Source organism: Reinekea marinisedimentorum (assembly GCF_004341165.1).
Lineage (GTDB): Bacteria > Pseudomonadota > Gammaproteobacteria > Pseudomonadales > Natronospirillaceae > Reinekea > Reinekea marinisedimentorum.
Genome location: NZ_SLZR01000020.1, coordinates 25,316 through 43,528, shown reverse-complemented (window position 1 = coordinate 43,528; position 18,213 = coordinate 25,316). Strand labels below are relative to the sequence as shown.

Annotated in this window: 17 protein-coding genes; 7 read left to right on the top strand and 10 right to left on the bottom strand. The window is 42.3% G+C overall.

The genetic code is table 11. The annotated features are described in order from the left end of the window. The first annotated feature begins 8 nt into the window (after positions 1–8). From BCF53_RS16710 to BCF53_RS16680, 7 genes are all read left to right on the top strand, one after another. Positions 9–1,226, top strand: coding sequence for a peptidylprolyl isomerase (locus BCF53_RS16710; RefSeq protein WP_132703463.1), 1,218 nt, complete (start codon positions 9–11; stop codon positions 1,224–1,226). Continuing rightward, entirely contained in the window at positions 1,213–2,220 is a 1,008-nt protein-coding gene (pdxA, locus tag BCF53_RS16705; protein ID WP_132703461.1) for a 4-hydroxythreonine-4-phosphate dehydrogenase PdxA, read from the top strand. The genes BCF53_RS16710 and pdxA overlap by 14 nt, the downstream gene beginning before the upstream one ends. 189 nt (positions 2,221–2,409) lie before the next feature. Beyond that, positions 2,410–3,519: an outer membrane beta-barrel protein gene (locus tag BCF53_RS16700; protein WP_132703459.1), complete on the top strand. Its 1,110-nt coding sequence runs from the start codon at positions 2,410–2,412 to the stop codon at positions 3,517–3,519. Between the two features lie 11 nt (positions 3,520–3,530). Beyond that, on the top strand, positions 3,531–4,130 hold the full coding sequence (locus BCF53_RS16695) for a polysaccharide biosynthesis/export family protein (RefSeq protein WP_243645855.1): 600 nt from the start codon (positions 3,531–3,533) through the stop codon (positions 4,128–4,130). 29 nt (positions 4,131–4,159) lie between these two features. Continuing rightward, entirely contained in the window at positions 4,160–6,409 is a 2,250-nt protein-coding gene (locus BCF53_RS16690; protein WP_165901959.1) for a GumC family protein, read from the top strand. A 16-nt stretch (positions 6,410–6,425) separates the two neighbouring features. Next, positions 6,426–7,139 carry a tyrosine-protein phosphatase gene (locus tag BCF53_RS16685; RefSeq protein WP_132703455.1) on the top strand — a complete coding sequence of 238 codons (714 nt, stop codon included), beginning with the start codon at positions 6,426–6,428 and terminating at the stop codon, positions 7,137–7,139. A gap of 8 nt (positions 7,140–7,147) precedes the next feature. Next, the gene (locus tag BCF53_RS16680; protein WP_132703453.1) at positions 7,148–8,143 is read left to right on the top strand and encodes a VanZ family protein; all 996 of its coding nucleotides are present in this window, start codon (positions 7,148–7,150) and stop codon (positions 8,141–8,143) included. A gap of 402 nt (positions 8,144–8,545) precedes the next feature. Here the strand turns inward: BCF53_RS16680 and BCF53_RS19585 are convergent, their stop codons facing one another. The 10 genes from BCF53_RS19585 to BCF53_RS16630 all read right to left on the bottom strand — a co-directional run bounded on the left by BCF53_RS19585 (position 8,546) and on the right by BCF53_RS16630 (position 18,040). Next, positions 8,546–9,130 carry a DapH/DapD/GlmU-related protein gene (locus tag BCF53_RS19585; RefSeq protein WP_132703451.1) on the bottom strand — a complete coding sequence of 195 codons (585 nt, stop codon included), beginning with the start codon at positions 9,128–9,130 and terminating at the stop codon, positions 8,546–8,548. Positions 9,131–9,137: 7 nt separating this feature from the next. Beyond that, positions 9,138–10,082, bottom strand: a complete 945-nt coding sequence (locus BCF53_RS16670; protein ID WP_132703449.1) for a hypothetical protein — start codon at positions 10,080–10,082, stop codon at positions 9,138–9,140. Positions 10,083–10,093: 11 nt separating this feature from the next. Beyond that, the gene (locus BCF53_RS16665) at positions 10,094–10,966 is read right to left on the bottom strand and encodes a hypothetical protein (protein ID WP_132703447.1); all 873 of its coding nucleotides are present in this window, start codon (positions 10,964–10,966) and stop codon (positions 10,094–10,096) included. 26 nt (positions 10,967–10,992) lie between these two features. After that, positions 10,993–11,829 carry a glycosyltransferase family 2 protein gene (locus BCF53_RS16660; RefSeq protein WP_132703445.1) on the bottom strand — a complete coding sequence of 279 codons (837 nt, stop codon included), beginning with the start codon at positions 11,827–11,829 and terminating at the stop codon, positions 10,993–10,995. A 102-nt stretch (positions 11,830–11,931) separates the two neighbouring features. Then, entirely contained in the window at positions 11,932–13,134 is a 1,203-nt protein-coding gene (locus BCF53_RS16655; protein ID WP_132703443.1) for a hypothetical protein, read from the bottom strand. Continuing rightward, positions 13,124–13,747 (bottom strand): acyltransferase, encoded by a 624-nt coding sequence (locus BCF53_RS16650; RefSeq protein ID WP_165901958.1) that lies wholly within the window; start codon positions 13,745–13,747, stop codon positions 13,124–13,126. Before BCF53_RS16650 ends, BCF53_RS16655 begins: the two co-directional genes overlap by 11 nt. Beyond that, the gene (locus BCF53_RS16645) at positions 13,734–14,930 is read right to left on the bottom strand and encodes a glycosyltransferase family 4 protein (protein WP_132703439.1); all 1,197 of its coding nucleotides are present in this window, start codon (positions 14,928–14,930) and stop codon (positions 13,734–13,736) included. The genes BCF53_RS16650 and BCF53_RS16645 overlap by 14 nt, the downstream gene beginning before the upstream one ends. 11 nt (positions 14,931–14,941) lie before the next feature. Then, positions 14,942–16,486 (bottom strand): lipopolysaccharide biosynthesis protein, encoded by a 1,545-nt coding sequence (locus tag BCF53_RS16640; protein WP_132703437.1) that lies wholly within the window; start codon positions 16,484–16,486, stop codon positions 14,942–14,944. A 66-nt stretch (positions 16,487–16,552) separates the two neighbouring features. Further along, a complete protein-coding gene (gene fcl, locus BCF53_RS16635) occupies positions 16,553–17,515 on the bottom strand; it encodes a GDP-L-fucose synthase (protein WP_132703435.1) in 963 nt (320 codons plus the stop codon). 177 nt (positions 17,516–17,692) lie between these two features. Further along, a complete protein-coding gene (locus tag BCF53_RS16630) occupies positions 17,693–18,040 on the bottom strand; it encodes a four helix bundle protein (RefSeq protein WP_132703433.1) in 348 nt (115 codons plus the stop codon). Positions 18,041–18,213: the final 173 nt, after the last annotated feature.

Below are 18,213 nucleotides of genomic sequence, written 5' to 3'. Positions count from 1 at the left end.
TAAAAAACATGACAAAACTGTCCCTGCTCAAAGCTGCTTTAGTAAGCAGCCTTTTAATTACCGGCGCGCTGGCTGTTGCCAAACCGCTCGATCGCATCATTGTTGTTGTTAACGATGACATCGTCACTCAGCAGGAGCTGGATCAGCGCACTGCCTACATTAAAGATCAGTACAAGGCTGCAGCACGACGCATGCCCGCGGACGACGTTCTGCAACAGCAGATTCTGGATGCACTGATTCTGGAATCACTGCAAATGCAGCTGGCGGAAAAAGGTAAAATCACCATTTCTGACCAGAAAATCGATGCCGCCATCAGCAACATCGCCAAGCGACAAAAACTCACCACGGCTCAGTTTTACCAGGCCATGAAGGCCAATGGCCTGGCAGAAGCGGATGTTCGCAAACAGATCACAACCGAGCTGACACTGAATGAACTGCAGCAAAAGCTGGTTGCCCGTCAGGTTTACGTTTCCGATGCCGAGATTGATCGCTTTATGGCGACCCAATCCGGTCAGTCATTCACCGAAACCGAATACCAATTGGCTTACAAGCGCTTTGAGCTGACCGAAAAAGAACAGGCCAATGCCCTGCTGAAAAAAGTGAATGCCGGCACGCCCCTGCTCAGCGAAGAAGACGCACGCGATTTGGGCCTTCGCCAACTGGAGGAAGTCCCCTCTATTTTCCGTACGCTGGTTCCGGTACTGAAAGATAAAGAAGCCGTGTTGATTGAAAAGAACGGCGCGCTGCATATGGCACAACTGGTGGATAAAACCGAAGCCCAATCGATCAACGTTGAAGAGTTTGCGATCCGTCATATTCTGATTCAAACCGATATCGTTTTTGACGAACAGGCGGCGCAAAGCCTGCTTACAGAGCTGCGCGAAAAGATTCTGGCCGGTGAATCGATGGCAGACCTTGCCGATGAATACAGCCAGGATGAAGGCACCAAAGGCCGCGGTGGTCTGCTCGACTGGAGCACGCTGGATGCCTACGTTGCTGAGTTTTCCGATGAGGTAAAAGCAACCCCGGTTGGCGAGGTTTCTGAGGTGTTCCGCTCGCCTTATGGCTTCCATATTCTGCGGGTTGAAGACAGCCGAGTGCGCGATGTTAGCGTTGATGTGATTCGCCAACAGATTCGCGCCCAACTGGGGCAGGCACGCTACACCGAAGCACTGGAGCGCTGGAAAACCGAACTGCTGGCGGAGTCTTTTGTTGAGTACCGTTAAACCTGCCCCCATCGTTATTACTTCCGGCGAACCCGCCGGAATTGGGCCCGATATTGTACTGATGCAGGCCGCTCAAGGCTTTGATAAGCCTACGGCCGTTATTGGTAATTTGGCACTGTTTGCTGAAAGAGCAAAGCAGCTGGGGCTGGGCATTACCATCCGCGCGGTTTCAGAAGACGATTTAGCGCAGCTTAAAGTTGAAGCCAACACACTGGCCGTTCTGGATATTCCATTACAAGCCGAAGTTGTACCCGGCGTGTTGAACAAAGCCAATGGCGCTTACGTTATAACGATGCTGGATAAGGCGATAAAACTGGCGCTGAGCAACAAGGCATCGGCCATTGTCACCGGCCCGGTGCACAAAGGCATTATCAACGACAGCGGCCTGGCCTTTACCGGCCATACCGAATACCTGCGCGACAACAGCCGCACGGAAGAAGTGGTTATGATGCTCGCCACCGAAGGGCTGCGCGTTGCATTAGTGACCACTCACTTGCCGCTAAAAGACGTAAGCGCGGCCATTACCGGCGATAAAATTAAGCGTGTCAGCCGCATTCTGCACCGCTCGCTGATCAACCAGTTTGGTTGTGAAAAACCCAACATTCTGGTCACCGGGCTGAACCCGCATGCTGGCGAAGATGGCCACCTGGGTATGGAAGAAATCGACACCATTATTCCGGCACTGCAACAGCTGGCGAACGAAGGCATTGAAACGCAAGGGCCATTACCGGCCGATACCCTGTTCCAGCCGCACTACCTGGAAAAGGCCGATGCCGTTCTGGCGATGTATCACGACCAGGGCCTACCCGTTTTAAAGTACAAAGGCTTCGGCAACGCGGTGAACATTACCCTGGGGCTGCCGTTTATTCGTACCTCGGTTGATCACGGTACCGCGCTCGATTTAGCCGGCACCGGCAAAGCCAACCCGGGCTCACTGCAGGTTGCTTTAAACTACGCGAATCAAATGGCGGCGCAGCAACAAAGAACCTTGTAAAAGCGTTAACTGGCTCTGTTTAAATTACAGACTAATCGGTAGCACGCATTGCTTCGGGATTGGTTTTTGGCATACTCTGTACGTAAAGGAATTACATAACAGGAATATTAAGTTGTGACTTCTTGTTTTAGGAAAAAGCAGGGGCATTTCAAAAAGCATTCTCTCGTTGCTTTTATTTCGTCTTCTATTATGTTTTCAAGTTCTTGCCTGTTCGGGCAAGATCAGCAAAACATAGGCTATAACATTGGTTTAACCGCCCTTCACGAAGACAATATTTTCAATCAATCGTCTGCCGTTGGTGATAATTCGTTATCGCTTACGCCAGAGGTTGCCGCCCTAAAATATTTTGGTAAACACCAGCTCACCGCAGGCTATGAAGGCGAATATACCGCCTACGCTGATTACGATGAATTGAATTACATCCTTCACACTATAGGCTCAGAGTTTATTTACGATCACTCTCAGCGCATCAATTTAGAACTGGGGCTCACACACCAGCAAAATAAAGAATCGCCCGGCACAACCAATGCTTCGACCAATACCTTAGATGACTTTGTTTTTTATGACCAAAGTGGTGCATCGGCAACATTAAAGTATGGAACAAGCGACAGCGTGGGGCAGATTGTTGGCAGCTACAAATACAGCCAAAAGCGCTTCGACGATTCAGACCAGACCTACCGGGATGTAAACCTAAACGCCTTTACGGCGGCTTTTTACTACCGAGTGGCACCAAAAACGCGCACTTTTCTGGAAGTAACGCTGGCCGATTACAACTACATTGATACCTCTGGCGCCAGCGATCAAAGCAGTAATAATTACCTCTACCTAGGCGGTATAGAGTGGGACCTTGCCAATAAAACCACCGGCGTTTTTAAGCTGGGTTATCAGGATAAAAACTACGACGCCGATTACTTTTCAGAAATTACCAACCTTTACTACTCGCTGGATATGATCTGGCGGCCAAACACTTACTCTACAGTAACGCTCACCGCAGGCCGCGAGAATCAGGAATCGGCCCTGGAAGGTTATAGTGGCTATGTCAGCAATTTTTATTCTTTAGAGCTGAGTCACGAGTTTACACATCGACTCAACGTTGGCATTGAATATCAGTACGATACATACGAGATTTCAGACAGAACGGATAACAGTCATGATCTCGCAATCAACCTAACGCACTCTTTATCAACCTGGTTAGAAGTGAGCCTGGCATACGACTACCAGCAGAGGGATTCCAACTACGATGAGTACGCGTACACTTCAAATAGCGTGGCACTTTCTTTGCAGACCAAATTTGAATAACTGGACTTTACATGGATTTAAGTAGGTTAACTTTCACGATGAATAACATATTCTCTTCATATAGGGTTAATAACATCACCCTGCAGTACTTGTTGATAACACTTATGATTTTTTCCTGCTTTGGGGCTGCCGTCGGAGCTTCAGCAGAAGAATATGAATACCGTTTATCCTCAGACGATATCATCTCCATCACCGTATTTAACGAGCCCGATTTAGACGTAAATGAAGCGCGGATAAGCAACGAAGGCACTGTTTCGTTACCGCTGCTGGGTCAGGTTGTGGTTGAAGGTTTAACGACACTGCAAATTGAACAAAAGATCGCGTCCTTATTACTCGATGGCTACTTAAAGAAACCTAACGTCACCGTCTCTATTGCAGAATACCGGCCTTTTTATATTAATGGCGAAGTGGTTAAACCGGGCAGTTACCCTTACAGAAAGGGGCTAACGGTTGAAAAAGCAATCACGCTGGCCGGAGGCTTTACAGAAAGAGCCTCGCGCAAAAACATCCGATTAATCAGTGAAGATGACCAGGAAGAATCAGAAAAGGTTTCATTAAACGAACCTGTGAGCCCTGGCGATATCATTACTGTGAGCGAAAGCTTCTTTTAAAACCTGTTTATCGAATTATGGACAATCATATGAACCAGCCAATAACGGACAAAACCTTCAGACAGCCGGTTGCAGGCAATGAGAGCTTTATAAGAGCCACCCCTTCGGAAGAAGTGATTGATCTTTCGGCCTATATCAGCCTGCTTATACGCAATATTTGGGGCATCGCTGCCATTACCCTTCTTTGCCTGCTGATTGGCGGCTATGTTGCCTTCTCTTCAACGCCTGTTTACCGCGCTACCGCCACGGTTAAGGCTTCGCCGCTGGAATCTAACGCAAGCAATACCGAGCAATACCTTGCCACCGCGCTTGTGCTGCTGTTTTACGAAACACAGTACGAAATTATCGGTTCGCGCAATGTGGCTGAAAAGGTTGTCGATAAACTAGACCTGATAACACTCTATAAAGAAAAACAAGCCGCACAGGCCGCAGAAGAAAAGAGTTTTGTAGAGCAAACCATCGCCACCGTTAAAACCGAAATTAAAGCTCTGCTTGGCTCTGTGGAAGAAACGACCGAAGAGAAGAAAGAACCGACTGATGATCAGCTTAGGGTTGCTATTGCGAAAAGCATTCAGGCAAACCTTAATGTTTCCGGCGGTACCCAAAGCCAAATTATCAACATTAGCTATTCCAATGAAGACCCAGAGCTGGCTACCGAGGTAGTAAACGCCATAGCCGAAACCTACATCCAGTTTGGTCTGGATGCCCGCCTGGCCGAGTTTAGAAATACCGGCTCGTGGCTGAGCGACCAGTATGAAGAACTAGAGCAACAACTGAGAGATTCTGAAGACCGCCTAACCAAATACACCGCCGAAAATGGCCTGGTAGACACCGCACAACAGGAACGTGTGGTGAATTCCCAGCTGCAAACGCTAAACACCGAGCTGATAAGAGCACAAACCCAGCTGAGCTCTATTGAAGAAGAGTACCTTGCAATTCAGGGCGCAGATGCCAGCGACCTTTACTCCATCAGCGCGGTTATTTCTAACAACAGCGTACAAGACAGAATGCAGATTCAGGCGCGCCAACTTCAACAGGTGAATGAACTCTCTGAACGGTATGGTGAACGCCACCCAACCATGATTAAGGCAAAATCTGAACTGGCCAGTGCCATTAAGAACACCGATGCTGAAGTTGCAAAAGTGGTCGAAAACATTGAAAAGAATTACCGGCTGGCACAGGTTCAGGTAAGCAACATCAAAAACCTGATCAACGAACAACAGCGCAACATTCAAGGCTTACAGGATAAAAACTTAACCCTGGTCAGCCTGGAAAGAGAAGTAGAGAACAACCGCACCGTTTATGAAAACTTCCAGTCGAGCCTGTTAGAAGCCAACCTGCGCAGTGAATATACCGGGTCTAATGTGCAAATACTGGATTCCGCAACCACACCTGACGCACCGTTTGCACCCAACACCAAGCTGATTATTGCGTTATCTGGCATTATTGGCCTGTTTATTGGTATTGCCATCGTATTCTTAAGAGATGCGCTGGATAACACCTTTAAAACCCCTTCCGATATTGAAGACAAACTCGGCGTTCCTTCTTTGGGTATTTCCCCTAAAGTGCAGAAGGGTAAACGCAATGCTCCGCCGCAAATGCAATACCTGGAAAACATGCGCAGCCCGTTTTCAGAGAACATTAATACCATTCGTACCGGCTTGCAGTTTTCTAATATCGATTCGCCACCAAAAACTATTCTGGTGACATCTGCGACCGGTTCGGAAGGTAAAACCACCTTATCAATTAACCTGGCGGCAGCCTTTAGCCAACAGGGTAAAACCCTATTGCTGGAGCTGGATTTACGCAAGCCCAGCATCGCCCACTACCTGAAGCTAAAAGAGAAAAAGGGCTTTACCGATTTAATGCTTTCTACCAAACCGTTAGAAGAAAGCATTACTTCAACAATAGGCAACCTAACCATTCTTACCTGTGGCTCACAGCCACCCAGCCCGCAGGAACTCATTTCATCTGAAAAGTTCAGCAAACTATTGAGTACCTTAAGCAACCAATATAGCCATATCATCATCGATGCCCCGCCTACCCTGCCGGTGAGTGATTCTTGCATACTTGCCAACAAAGTCGATGGCGTCATACTGGCCGTGAAGGCGAACGAAACAGCCATTAAAGCCTCTAAAGAAGCGATAGACAGGTTGCAAAGCCACAATGCCAATATCATTGGTGCCGTACTGAGCGTTGTTGAACCGAAGAAGATGAGTTACTACGGCTCGCACTACTACGCGGGCGAGTACTACGGCAACGAAGCGACATCTTCCTAAGGGTGCAGGCCGGCAAATGATTGATATTCACAGCCATATTCTGCCGAGTGTAGACGATGGCGCTAAAACGCTGGATATGGCCCTGAGTATGCTGCGCACAGCAGTAAAAAGCGGGGTCTCGACTCAGGTATTAACCCCGCATATTCAGCCAGGGAAGTTCAACAACAATAAAACCGACCTGGAAAAGAAGTTCAACGCCTTTAAAGCCGTTGTTGAAAACCTGAAGATTGGCATTAACCTGAAGTTAGCGGCCGAGGTTAGAATTGGCCCAGAAATAATCGCCCTGCTGGATAACGATGAGATACCTCTGCTAGGCGAATACCTGGGCAGAAAAACCTTTTTGTTAGAGTTCCCCGCTTACGATGTGCCATTTGGCAGCGATAACCTGGTGAAGTTTTTAATGCAAAAGGGTTACCTGCCCATCATCGTACACCCGGAAAGGAACCGTACCTTTACCGACCACCCCAAAAAGCTGCATCCCTTTTTAGACCTTGGTTGCCCGGTACAGATTACCGCCGCCAGCCTAAGCGGCAAGTTTGGCGATGAAGCCAAAGCCTTCTCTTTAAAGCTGCTGGAAAGCTACCCGAACAGCATGATCGCAACGGATTGCCACAACTTAACATCCCGAGCGCCAGACTTCGACACCGGCGTATCTCTATTAGAAAAGCACTTCAGCCCTGATAGAGTGCAAAGTATCTTAGCCATGCCTAAACAATTTATTAGTGCATAAAAAAATCCATGAGCACAGAAACAAAAAATATAGAAAAACAAATTCAAAAGACTTTCATGTACTGGGCTTTGTACAGTTTAGTTTGTATTCTTGTTTATACACTGTCGCCTTTTGAATTTAAACCTAACCAGGTAACGGAGTTTTCTTGGAAATATAATTTGCGGGACATTTTACAAAACATACTATTAATGCTCCCCTTAGGTTTTTTTGGCGTACTCAGTTCAAAACGATTCAAACCTAAAAATCTGATTACTTACTTTATTTTCGGCATATTATTAAGCAGCTTAATTGAATCAATTCAACTTACCATAGGAGATAGATATAGCCAATATTGGGATATTATTTGCAACTCTGTTGGATTGCTTATTGGCGCAATTACTGCCTCGTTACTACAAAAAAAAATTTTCGCGCATATGACCATATTAAACGAAGATACTTTCTTTCTAATAAATATCCTATTCTTAAACGGCATCATTATTAAAACTATTCAACTCCAAACACTAGATGAATACCCGACTATTATAAGACTTTTCATGCTAGGCTCAGCTGGCGTTATTGCTTTAGCTTACTATCACTCAAAAAAAATAAGAACCTGGGAATTAATTGGCAAGTCTTTCATTTTTTCTGCTGGTTACTACAGCCTTTTAACAACACCCTACTTTTTTATAAACCCTAGGCATGCGTTCTCAGAAGTAATCTTTTTTGCAATAGCAAGCTCTTTTTTGATATTCATTCTTTCGTGTAATAGAAATATTAAAATCAGCGCACCAAAAATATTAGCCACGCTAGGGCTTACGTACATCCCAATTCTCGTTTATTCTCTATTTATCTCATTGAATATCGGCGGAAGCCCATGGCTTCTGAATAATTTAACACTTACGGACATTTCTGGTAGAGAGCTTGGTATTTATATAATGCTAATATTGACCGTATTGCTAACCTTTATACTGGTTTTCCATTATGGGTACCTAACCATTACAAAGCTCAGAAATAATAATTTATAATAGCTCCGCATAATCTTCCAAAACTTTCACTAATATAGTTTAATTCGAGCGAATCAAGCATAGGCATGTTTTTTTGGTTTGTCTGATTGGAAATCAAGCCATACAAAAAAATTAACTTAAGATAAATTAGTTCAGATTTATTTTAAAAGACTCTTTATTCCAAGCTACTCCTCAATAAAATGTTATCAAAGATCCTAAGCTGCCGAAGATAAGTAGTGAGATCTGGATATCAAAGCACTCTTCTACAAAATACATATTAGAGCTCTAATAACTGACTACGGTTTACGTCTAATTTTGACATTAGTCCCAAAAACTACGAGCGACGTACAAACTCAAATCAAAATAATGAACGATAATCGCCTAAAAAAGTTATGACAAAGATTTCAAACAATATTGAAACGGCTATTTCTTGTTGTGACCATCAGCCAACATAATTTCATGGGATACTATTTCATCGGCACTAAATCGCTTTTTAATCTCTCTTGCCGGGTTACCGGCTACGATAGAATATGGCTCTACATCTTTTGTTAAAACTGACCCTGCGGCAACTATAGCCCCCTTTCCAATCCTAACGCCGGCAATAATAATTGCGCCATGCCCAATCCAAACATCATCTTCAACATAGGTTTTATAGCTATCTCCCCTAGGAGAATCCCATATGGTTCTCCCGAGAGCATCAAACCGGTGATCATCTCGCCCTACAAAAGCAACGTTTCTAGCCACCAAAATATCATTAGCAAAATGAATATCGCACTGAATAAGACTATTCTTACCTAACTGAACTCTATGACCGAAGGTCACATCTTTGTGAGGAGCCCAAACATCAACTGACCATGGAATTCTTAACATTCCTTCTGTTTTAACCCAACGACAACGAAAATTAATAAACATAAAGCTACGAATTGAGTTTAAGACCAGCCTAGCTTTAAAAATAATCGGGTTGGTTCCAGGCCTGACATTCGTTGATTCTGCAATAGTATTTTTCATAGGGCACTTAATCTTGATTCTTAAACAATCGCCGCTTTAACCACTCCAGCCTAACGCCAACGGATTTACTATAAATGTTATCTTCAATCCATGTATCTGCTAAAGCAAAAGCTACCTTTTCTACATGAGAAGACAGAACTGGAAATGATAGATCGCGGCCATAAACCCGCGGCATATAGGGCTCAGTAATCGATGTATGAGTAGAATCCGCACCGAAGCCATTATTTACTACCAAGTTTGAAGCAGGATACACGTGAAGACCGCCTTTTAAGAAGCAAGTTATCATCCAGCAGTATGCCCAGGAGCTCCGTTTACCGGTTACAACCATTTGATAAAGAATAAACCAGTAAAAACCCGCACGATAACTTCCCAGAATACCTTTTAGGGTTCTAATAAGTTGAAAGCTCGAAAGATATCCAAAATTATCACTATAGTGAGTCCAAGCTCTTCTCCAAGTAGCCCATCCCCAACAATTATTATAGGTTGAAAAGAAGTACTGGCTTTGTTCAATTACTCCAGGGTAAGTTTTTGTGCCACACACAGACATGACCTCTGGTGAATCAGCGTAAGCCTCCAACATTTCATCACAGTATTTAAAAAACATAGGAGAGGGAGATAAATCGTCTTCTAGAATGATGGCTCGCTCAGTTCTTTCAAATACCCAATCAAGCCCAGTAGATATTCGAACTTTGCATCCTAGGTTTTTATCTGAAATATTAAACTGAACCTGCCCCGGCCAATCCTTAAAAATTGATACGCACTCCTCAACAAGCGCACGTTCACCTACCTTACTACCTCTTGGCCCATCGACTATTACGTACAGGTCACGACTTTCCTGATCAACTAGCAACCTACGTAATGCGCGCGCATGATCTGGCCTATTGAAAACGACGACAACTAAAGGAGTACTACTAGAATTCATGTTCATATCACTCACTTTTGAAATTTTCATTAGTGAAACTGTTACCAATAGCAGCCTTGCTCAACTTTATCTGCCTGTGTGGGGATATCTTCACTGGAAGGCCGAACCCAATAGTCATTGTAGAGAGAGCTTATAACAGGGTGATTATCCCAACGCTTCCCTTTTATACCAAAGAGGATTTGGGTTGCCCCACCAAGGTGAATTGCTGTCTTGCCCATTCGCTTAATATGAGCAGCTAGAGGAAAGCCGTATGCACCGCAGCCTAATATAGCTACATCATAATCTATCACATCTATACTGCTTTTCATGAAATCTAAAGCTTCAAACCAATTAGCAAACTCAGACTTAGTACCCGCTATAGTTTGCACCGCCTTTACTACTTTCAGAGATCTAAATTCAGGCAAGACATTCTTATCACTGAACAAATGAGCTCGATTTGAATAGTACTGCTGCTCGATAGTTTTATTAAATGGATGCACAACTAGAACTTTCTTTCCTACTAAGCTTTGAGACCAAGGCTTCAAAGAAAGATAAGGTTCTAGATAGCTTAGTTTTACTTTCGTTGCGTTAGGATAGTTCTTATTAAGAAGCTTTTCTTCTAACCTCCATGATCCTAGTACATCCAATTGTTTCATATCTTCTATCATAATCGATGAAAATTGCCCGACTTCTTCATCAGAAATAGAAAAGAAACCTGCGTTATTATACATTGAGTTAAATACACGATTCTTAAAGATGGCTCTAATTAAAGTTGGCATCATAGGGTAAAGAACGCCCTTAATTTCTACGGAACCGAACCTCGCAATCATAGAAGGCTTACCACTATCAACTATATCTATAATTGCCTCCGATACTTCACTTATATCCATATCTGTAGAATTAAGGTTACTATTTATAAAATCGTGAATACTCAAATTACTACCCCCTTATACATGCAAAATCACCATGAGGTTTTACGCCAATTCCAAACAACAGGAAACAGTAACCTCAAATGTATTGATACATAATGCTTAACCGCAGTGCCAATACCAAAGTTTCTTTTCTCATATATAAAAAAGTAATATGGATGTGAATTACCTAGTGGGGAATAAAGTGATTTAACTCGCTTAAAAATATTGGTTTCGGGCAAACACCATGCTGGAGCAGAATCGTGACTTTCGCAGGTACCAACATATTCACTAGCAACGAACGAACTAATATTCTTACGATATGCCCTCATAGCATAATCAAAATCTCCAATTGCATGAATATAAACAGAGTCTAGTATTCCGATATTTTGGTAAACATATTTAGGGACTAAAACTACGTTCCCATTAAACTCAATACATTTTTGAGCCTCGCCATTTGGCACTATCTTAGGCCCGCTTGGAATTGAACCACCATAGGTGATCTGCTTGTCTTTCCCAGACTGTACACTTCCACATATTATTGAATTAGGTTCTCTATTATGGTCTCTTATCAGGCATTCCAGTGAGCTGTTGTATAGAATGACATCATCATTAAGCCAGAGATAAAAGTCGTAATCATCATGAGCTATAGCTCTCTCCCACGCCAGAACCATACCGCGATTCCAATAGAGATCACCGCTGCCGGTTATTACTTTTACATTAGGAAATTCACTGGTAACGGCTTGTTTAGTTCCATCTGTGGAACCATCATCTACCAAGTAAACATCAAACTCATAACCTGCCGGAATCTTTGCATCGTATAGTGATTTTAAGCAACTAATCGTTTTTAGTCGCCTATTGAAGCATGTTAATAAAACTGCAATTTTCATTAGCAATATAACCTCTATAAATATACGTAAAATACTATTCTGTTATATTAAGTTAAACTTCCTTTGATAGAGCCTCTACATTCAAATCCAACTTAATCAACCCTACTCAAATTTACCTTTCACCCTCTTTGAATAGACGAATGCATAAGTACAAAGAACGAACATCACCCAGGGTTCGAAGCTTGACAAACTATTATTCATCATTCCAACACCAAAAAATGAAGTAATTATGTGAAGTTTACCAATGCTAGTATTATTTGAAATTAAGCTAACTATCCACCCAAACCAACATATAACTAGTGGCAGTACAATTACGACACCAAACCTAAGAATAATTACAATTAAAGAGTTTTCGACACCTGCTGCGCCGATTCTATAAGTCAAGTATGAATACGTAGATGGGTCACCAAAAAATAGCTCAAATGGTGAGAGATATTTAAGAGCAAAAAGTGAGTCTATACGTGCTAGAGCACTTGCATCTATAAGTTGCGAATTAAATAGCCTGCCGCCTATATCAAAGTGAATTATTGAGAAGAATAGTGTAAGAATTAACACAACCGAAAATCCTAAAAAACTGATCAATATGAGAGGATTGCCTTTACGCTTTCTGACTTGGTTAAATATAAACAATGAAATATTAAAAGCCCCCATAATGGCAGCCCCACGAGCATTGAAAGAGAGGATAGACAGAAAGCCAATTATCGACAAAACGAGCTTAGAAGAGATAGATAAGTTATGTGATGCTAAAATAAATCCAATGAAAGTACTAACGATTAATGCGTTGTTTAGCGGGTGACCTAATAAAGAGTTACTCCTGAACTGCCATGTTTGAATATCAATATAACCAACAATATCTTCAGGGGTAAAATAGGGGAAAAGAAGATCTTGGACTGCACGCTCATAGATAGCTAAGAAACACTCTATCAAGTAAAATAATATCAGTAAATTTCTTAGCGTAACGGCCCGCCTCTCATACTGAAACCGAATTGCAGCTGATATTAAAGGAGGAAATATGATGAAGAAAAAGGCTAACTTAAAACCACTGTAACCATCTGCATAAACTCTCATGGCGAGACAGAAAAAACCTACGAATACAATGTAAAATTCACTTTTATTAGCAGAAAAATACATGCTGCCTTTTCTAAGAAAGGCTATAAAGCAAAATAAAGCAACCAGAAACGTCTTGGGTAAAAGAACTGAATCTATTCCAATACTTTCGGCTGTAGTTTCCGTTAAAAATAAAAAAACTATGACGCCGCTGACGAACACAAATGATTCGAACTTTGCAAAGTAGCTATTGATCATCAAGCGTCCCAATTAGTTTTGCTGGCTGGCCCGCCCAAATTTCATTCGCTGGAACATCTGACCTTACTAAAGAACCAGCTCCTATTATTGAATTTTCTCCAATAGATGCACCTTTCAAAACAATGCTATTTGTTCCTATGAATATGTTGTCACCAATATTTACAGGGTTTACCTGAATGTCATCCGGGTCATTATTGTAGCGCCGACCTTCTGGTTTAATTGGGTGAAAGTCCGTATCTGCAATAACTACATTTGCACCAATCAAACACTCTTTACCAATTGAAACCTTTTCTGCTGAACAAACCGTAGTACCACTTAACCCGGAGTTATTTCCTATCGACAATAAAGCACCAGATCTCATAGCTCTTAAGATAACTGGGTGATTTACACCCAGTGCAGTAAATCTTGAGTCAGAACACAGAGTGACATTATCTCCAATACAAATACGAGCGCCCTTCTCCTTAGTGACTATAGGCATCCCATAGAATGTTACATTTTTGCCAAGCTCTACACCGATAGCTTTCAACCTTAGAGGAACTATAAAATTCCAATATATTGTTATTACTTTATTCCAGGCTCGACGGAAGAATGAAGCTATATTAAATATGGACATCTGGATTACTCTTGCCTTTCTGCAATATGGATTCATACAAATCTATGTGTTTCTTGCCAACTTCTGTTAATTCAAAATTGGCTATAGCATGGGACATTCCTGACTTTTGAAACGCCTCATACTTACTTTTATCAGTAATCAGCTCAATTGCTTTCTCGGCTATCTGGTTAGCATCAGTAATATCTGTTAATACACCAGCACTGCCAAACCCAAGCACCCATGGCACAGCTCCACTAGACTTCCCTGCAATAACGGGTATAGAAAGCGCCATGGCCTCTACAAGCACATTACCGAATGACTCCTCTATTGAAGGGTGGATCATAATGGTTGCTTCCTTTATAACCTTCATCACTTCTGAATAGTCTAATGGCCCTAAGAAAGATATGTTCTCGCTATATAATTCATTTTTCCTAGCCCAAAGTTCTGCATCTCCACCTTTTTCATAGCCAAAACCCACAAGATACAGCTCAACATCCTTAATCTTTGAGCTAATAATCGAATATGCCCGAAGCAACTCCTTTGTGTTTTTTCTATCATCAAACCCATTATTAACACTGACGATATATGTTTTTTTACCTTCGCCTATCCGCTCAGCTACCGGCATTTTTAATAGTTCATCGTTCATAGGGTTAGGAATGATTGGAGTTTTAATTGAATACTTCTGCGATATTAATTCACTCATATAGTATGAATTAGAAACAATGTTTTTAGCTTTTGAAAAAACCCAGTTATTCATAAGCAGACGGGGGAATCGATAATAGTATGGAGGCACAGTCTTCAAGACTAATGGTGCCCAGTCTCGAACTGTTATCACATGAGGGACATTTGCTTTAACAGCTGCGATAGCGAATTCATATGTCCAGTGGGCATGAATAATATCAGGCGGATCCTCTGCTATCATTTTTTCCAAGTCATGAATTTCTTTACGAAAGAAGTCTATAAATCTAAACTTTCGCGTATAGCTGCCATAATAGATTGTCAGCTTCCCATTTTTTAATACCTTATTTTGGCTAACATCTGGGGATAACGTATACACAATAACTTCATGACCAAGAGATACTAAAGACTTTATCAACAAGTTTACCGAAGTCCCGCCTATTCCAACTGGTATTTCGTCAATTGGCGATTTCAATAGGCTTTGAAGCTCAGCTCTTGATATTGGAGATGATATTCCTATTTTCATATTACCCTTTTTTAACTTTGGGAGTGTTTTCGGCGTATTAAGGGTAGTCTTCTGCTCAGTAGAGACTTTAAATTAATTCTTTCCGCGTGAGTTAACCCTAAAATCGAAACTAGTATTAGCAACGTTAAATTTGAAGTTAGAAATATAAATAGAAGCCTTAGAACACCTTCGTTAAACATTAGCGTTATGCACCAGTCTATAAAAAAAGTAATGATGGCTATGGGTAAGCATTTAAGTATAACCAAGCTTACATAATCACTAATGATTAGGCCGCATTTCTTTGAACAAAAATATAATGCGACCGCCATTCTCACTAAAGAAAATATTATGAATATTAAGTAAAGGGACCATGGTTGTGCTGAATAGTAAAATGCTAAGCATGACAAAACTAGCGGGCAGAGTGAGACGAAGGACAATGTAATTTGAAATGCCTTAATGTCTCCTACGGCCTTAATAGATTCAAATAAAGTTATAAATAACTGCTCTACAAGACTTCTTATAAGTAAGAGGCTGCAAAAAGCGACTGCATACTGAGGAACATTCTTAAGCCATAAGGATAAAATGAATGGCATCTCCACTATCGCAGGAACACATAAAATGCAAAGGAGGTAAAAACCAAATTTACTACCAGCTAGAGAGGCCTTTAGCATTTGTTCTCGCGCCCCACTTCCTTCACTCTTGACAAGCATAGGGTTTAAGGCTTTAAGCATGGTTGTGCCAAGCGCGCATACTTGACCGTTTAATTGTAATGCAATGCCTTGAGCTGAATTGACAGTAGTTCCAAAGAACTTGTTTATAGCGATGCTTTGCCCGTAGGAAGCAATCATTGTGGATGCACTTCCTAATAACGACCACCCTCCAAAAAATAGCATTTCAATAAATAATGGGCGTGAGTAATACTTTCTTGGTGCAAATTGACATTCAGAATACTTCGATTGGCAATATAGAACTCTCACTAAAAACAGAATAGCCATCATGCAGGCCATTAGTAGCCCGTAAACAGCTAATTTGTCAGATGATGTATATGAAACATACAACGCAATTGCTAGTTTGCTAAGTGATTCTAGTGTACTTAAAATAGCAAAAAACAGCATATTCTCACGGGCGGTAATTACAGCATCGTAAGGCACTGAGATAATCGTAAAGAAGGTACTAATCACCACAAAGTGATAGACTATTTTTGCAATTTCCAAACGGTCCGGGTCAATATCAAGGAACCCACTGAATAGAAACAGGCCAATTAGCTCCAAAACTAAAGCCATGATAGCGCCAATACTTATGTGTATCAGAAAACTGGTATTGAAGATTGCTATCTGCTTATTCTCATCTCGCTGACCATGCGCATATGACATAAAACGTTGACTTGCAGAAGACATACTCGCATTAAGAAAACCCAGCATCGCAACTGCACTACCAATTACAGCAAAAATACCGAAGTCATTAGCACCAAGAGATGCCAGTAAAATTCGAGTTGCATAAAGAGATATGAATACCGTAATCGCCATCCGAACGTACAATATTCCTGTATTCTTAATGACTCTATTTGCTGCTTTCATATGGCTCGATGCTTACCTATTACACAAAGTAGTTACTAGATGCTAGATGCTAGATGCTAGAAAATATTAAGACTCTCGGAACTTGTCCTGGTTTTCCAAAAACCAGTCATAAGCATGCTTTAAACCCTCACTCAGGTTATAGCTGTGCTGCCAACCCAGGGAATGCAATCTACCTACATTCATCAGTTTACGCGGTGCGCCATCTGGCTTAGTGCTATCAAACTCGATATCACCTTTAAAGCCGGTAACGGCTGCTACTGTTTCTACCAGTTCACGGATGGTGCAGTCTTCACCCGTACCTACATTTATGTGGCTCAACATTGGCTGTGTATGCTCTTGATAGGTACTTTCTGGCAGGTTCATAACGAATACCGAAGCTGCGGCCATATCATCTACATGCAGGAACTCTCGCATAGGCTTACCACTGCCCCAGGCAACTACCTTAGCGTCGCCATTCATCTTGGCTTCGTGGAAGCGGCGTATAAGGGCGGGTATTACGTGGGAGTTTTCCGGGTGGAAGTTATCGTGCGGCCCGTAAAGGTTAGTGGGCATTACGCTTCGGTAATCTACGCCATACTGCCGGTTATAAGATTCGCACAATTTAATGCCCGCGATCTTGGCGATGGCATACGGCTCGTTAGTCGGTTCCAGCGTGCCCGTTAACAAGGCAGATTCCGCCATAGGCTGTTCGGCCATTCTGGGGTAAATACAGGAAGAGCCTAAAAACAGCAGCTTGGTGATTCCGCTTTTGAATGCAGAGTGAATAATGTTGCACTCTATCATTAGGTTTTCGTAGATGAACTCGGCTGGGTAGGTGTTGTTGGCATGTATGCCTCCGACCTTCGCCGCAGCAAGGTAAACTTCATCGATCGCTTCCTGCTGAAAGAAGTCACTCACAGCCTGCTGATTGGTTAAATCCAGTTCTGAGCGAGATTTGGTTACAATCTCGATTGATTGATCGGATTCCAATTGACGTACGATGGCGGATCCAACCATGCCGCGGTGGCCAGCAACGAATACTTTTTTCATAGTTGAAGGGCAGATGCTAGGTGTTAGATTCTAGATGCTAGATGCTAGATGCTAGATGCTAGGTGCTAGGTGCTAGGTGCTAGATCTAGGCTCTCGTATCTAGTAACTCGTATCTAGTAACTCGTATCTAGTAACTCGTATCTAGTAGCTCGTATCTAGTATCTAATCTCTAAAGCTCTACCCCTTTCTCCTTATTGATTCAATTAAACTTGATAGCATTTTGGCTAGCTCTGAAGATTCATCTAGCCACTGTGCTGCAATATTCGGATTCAAAAAGCCTGCATCAATTCCAATGCCTGCTTGAGTTTTGAATTCACCTAAAGATCCTTTAGCAATATCCAAAAATCGGATTCGTTCTTTCAGTGAAGAACGTTCGCAGCCTTCTGCAATATTGCTAGGTACCGATAACATTGAACGCGTTATTTGATCCCTAAAGCCATAGTTACGGCAATTGTCTAGCTCTTTATAAACAGCTACAGACATTGCTCGGCTTCGCTTCCATACATCCAGGTTTTCGTAAAGCATCCTTGCTTTTCCTTTTTAGTTAGATGCGAGGAGATAGATGCTAGATGCTAGGTTCTAGATGCTAGAATCTCGCATCTAGAATCTCGTATCTTTCCCTAGAATCTCGTATCTAAAATCTCGCATCTAAAATCTCGTATCTTTCCCCTAGCATCTCGCATCTAGAATCTCGTATC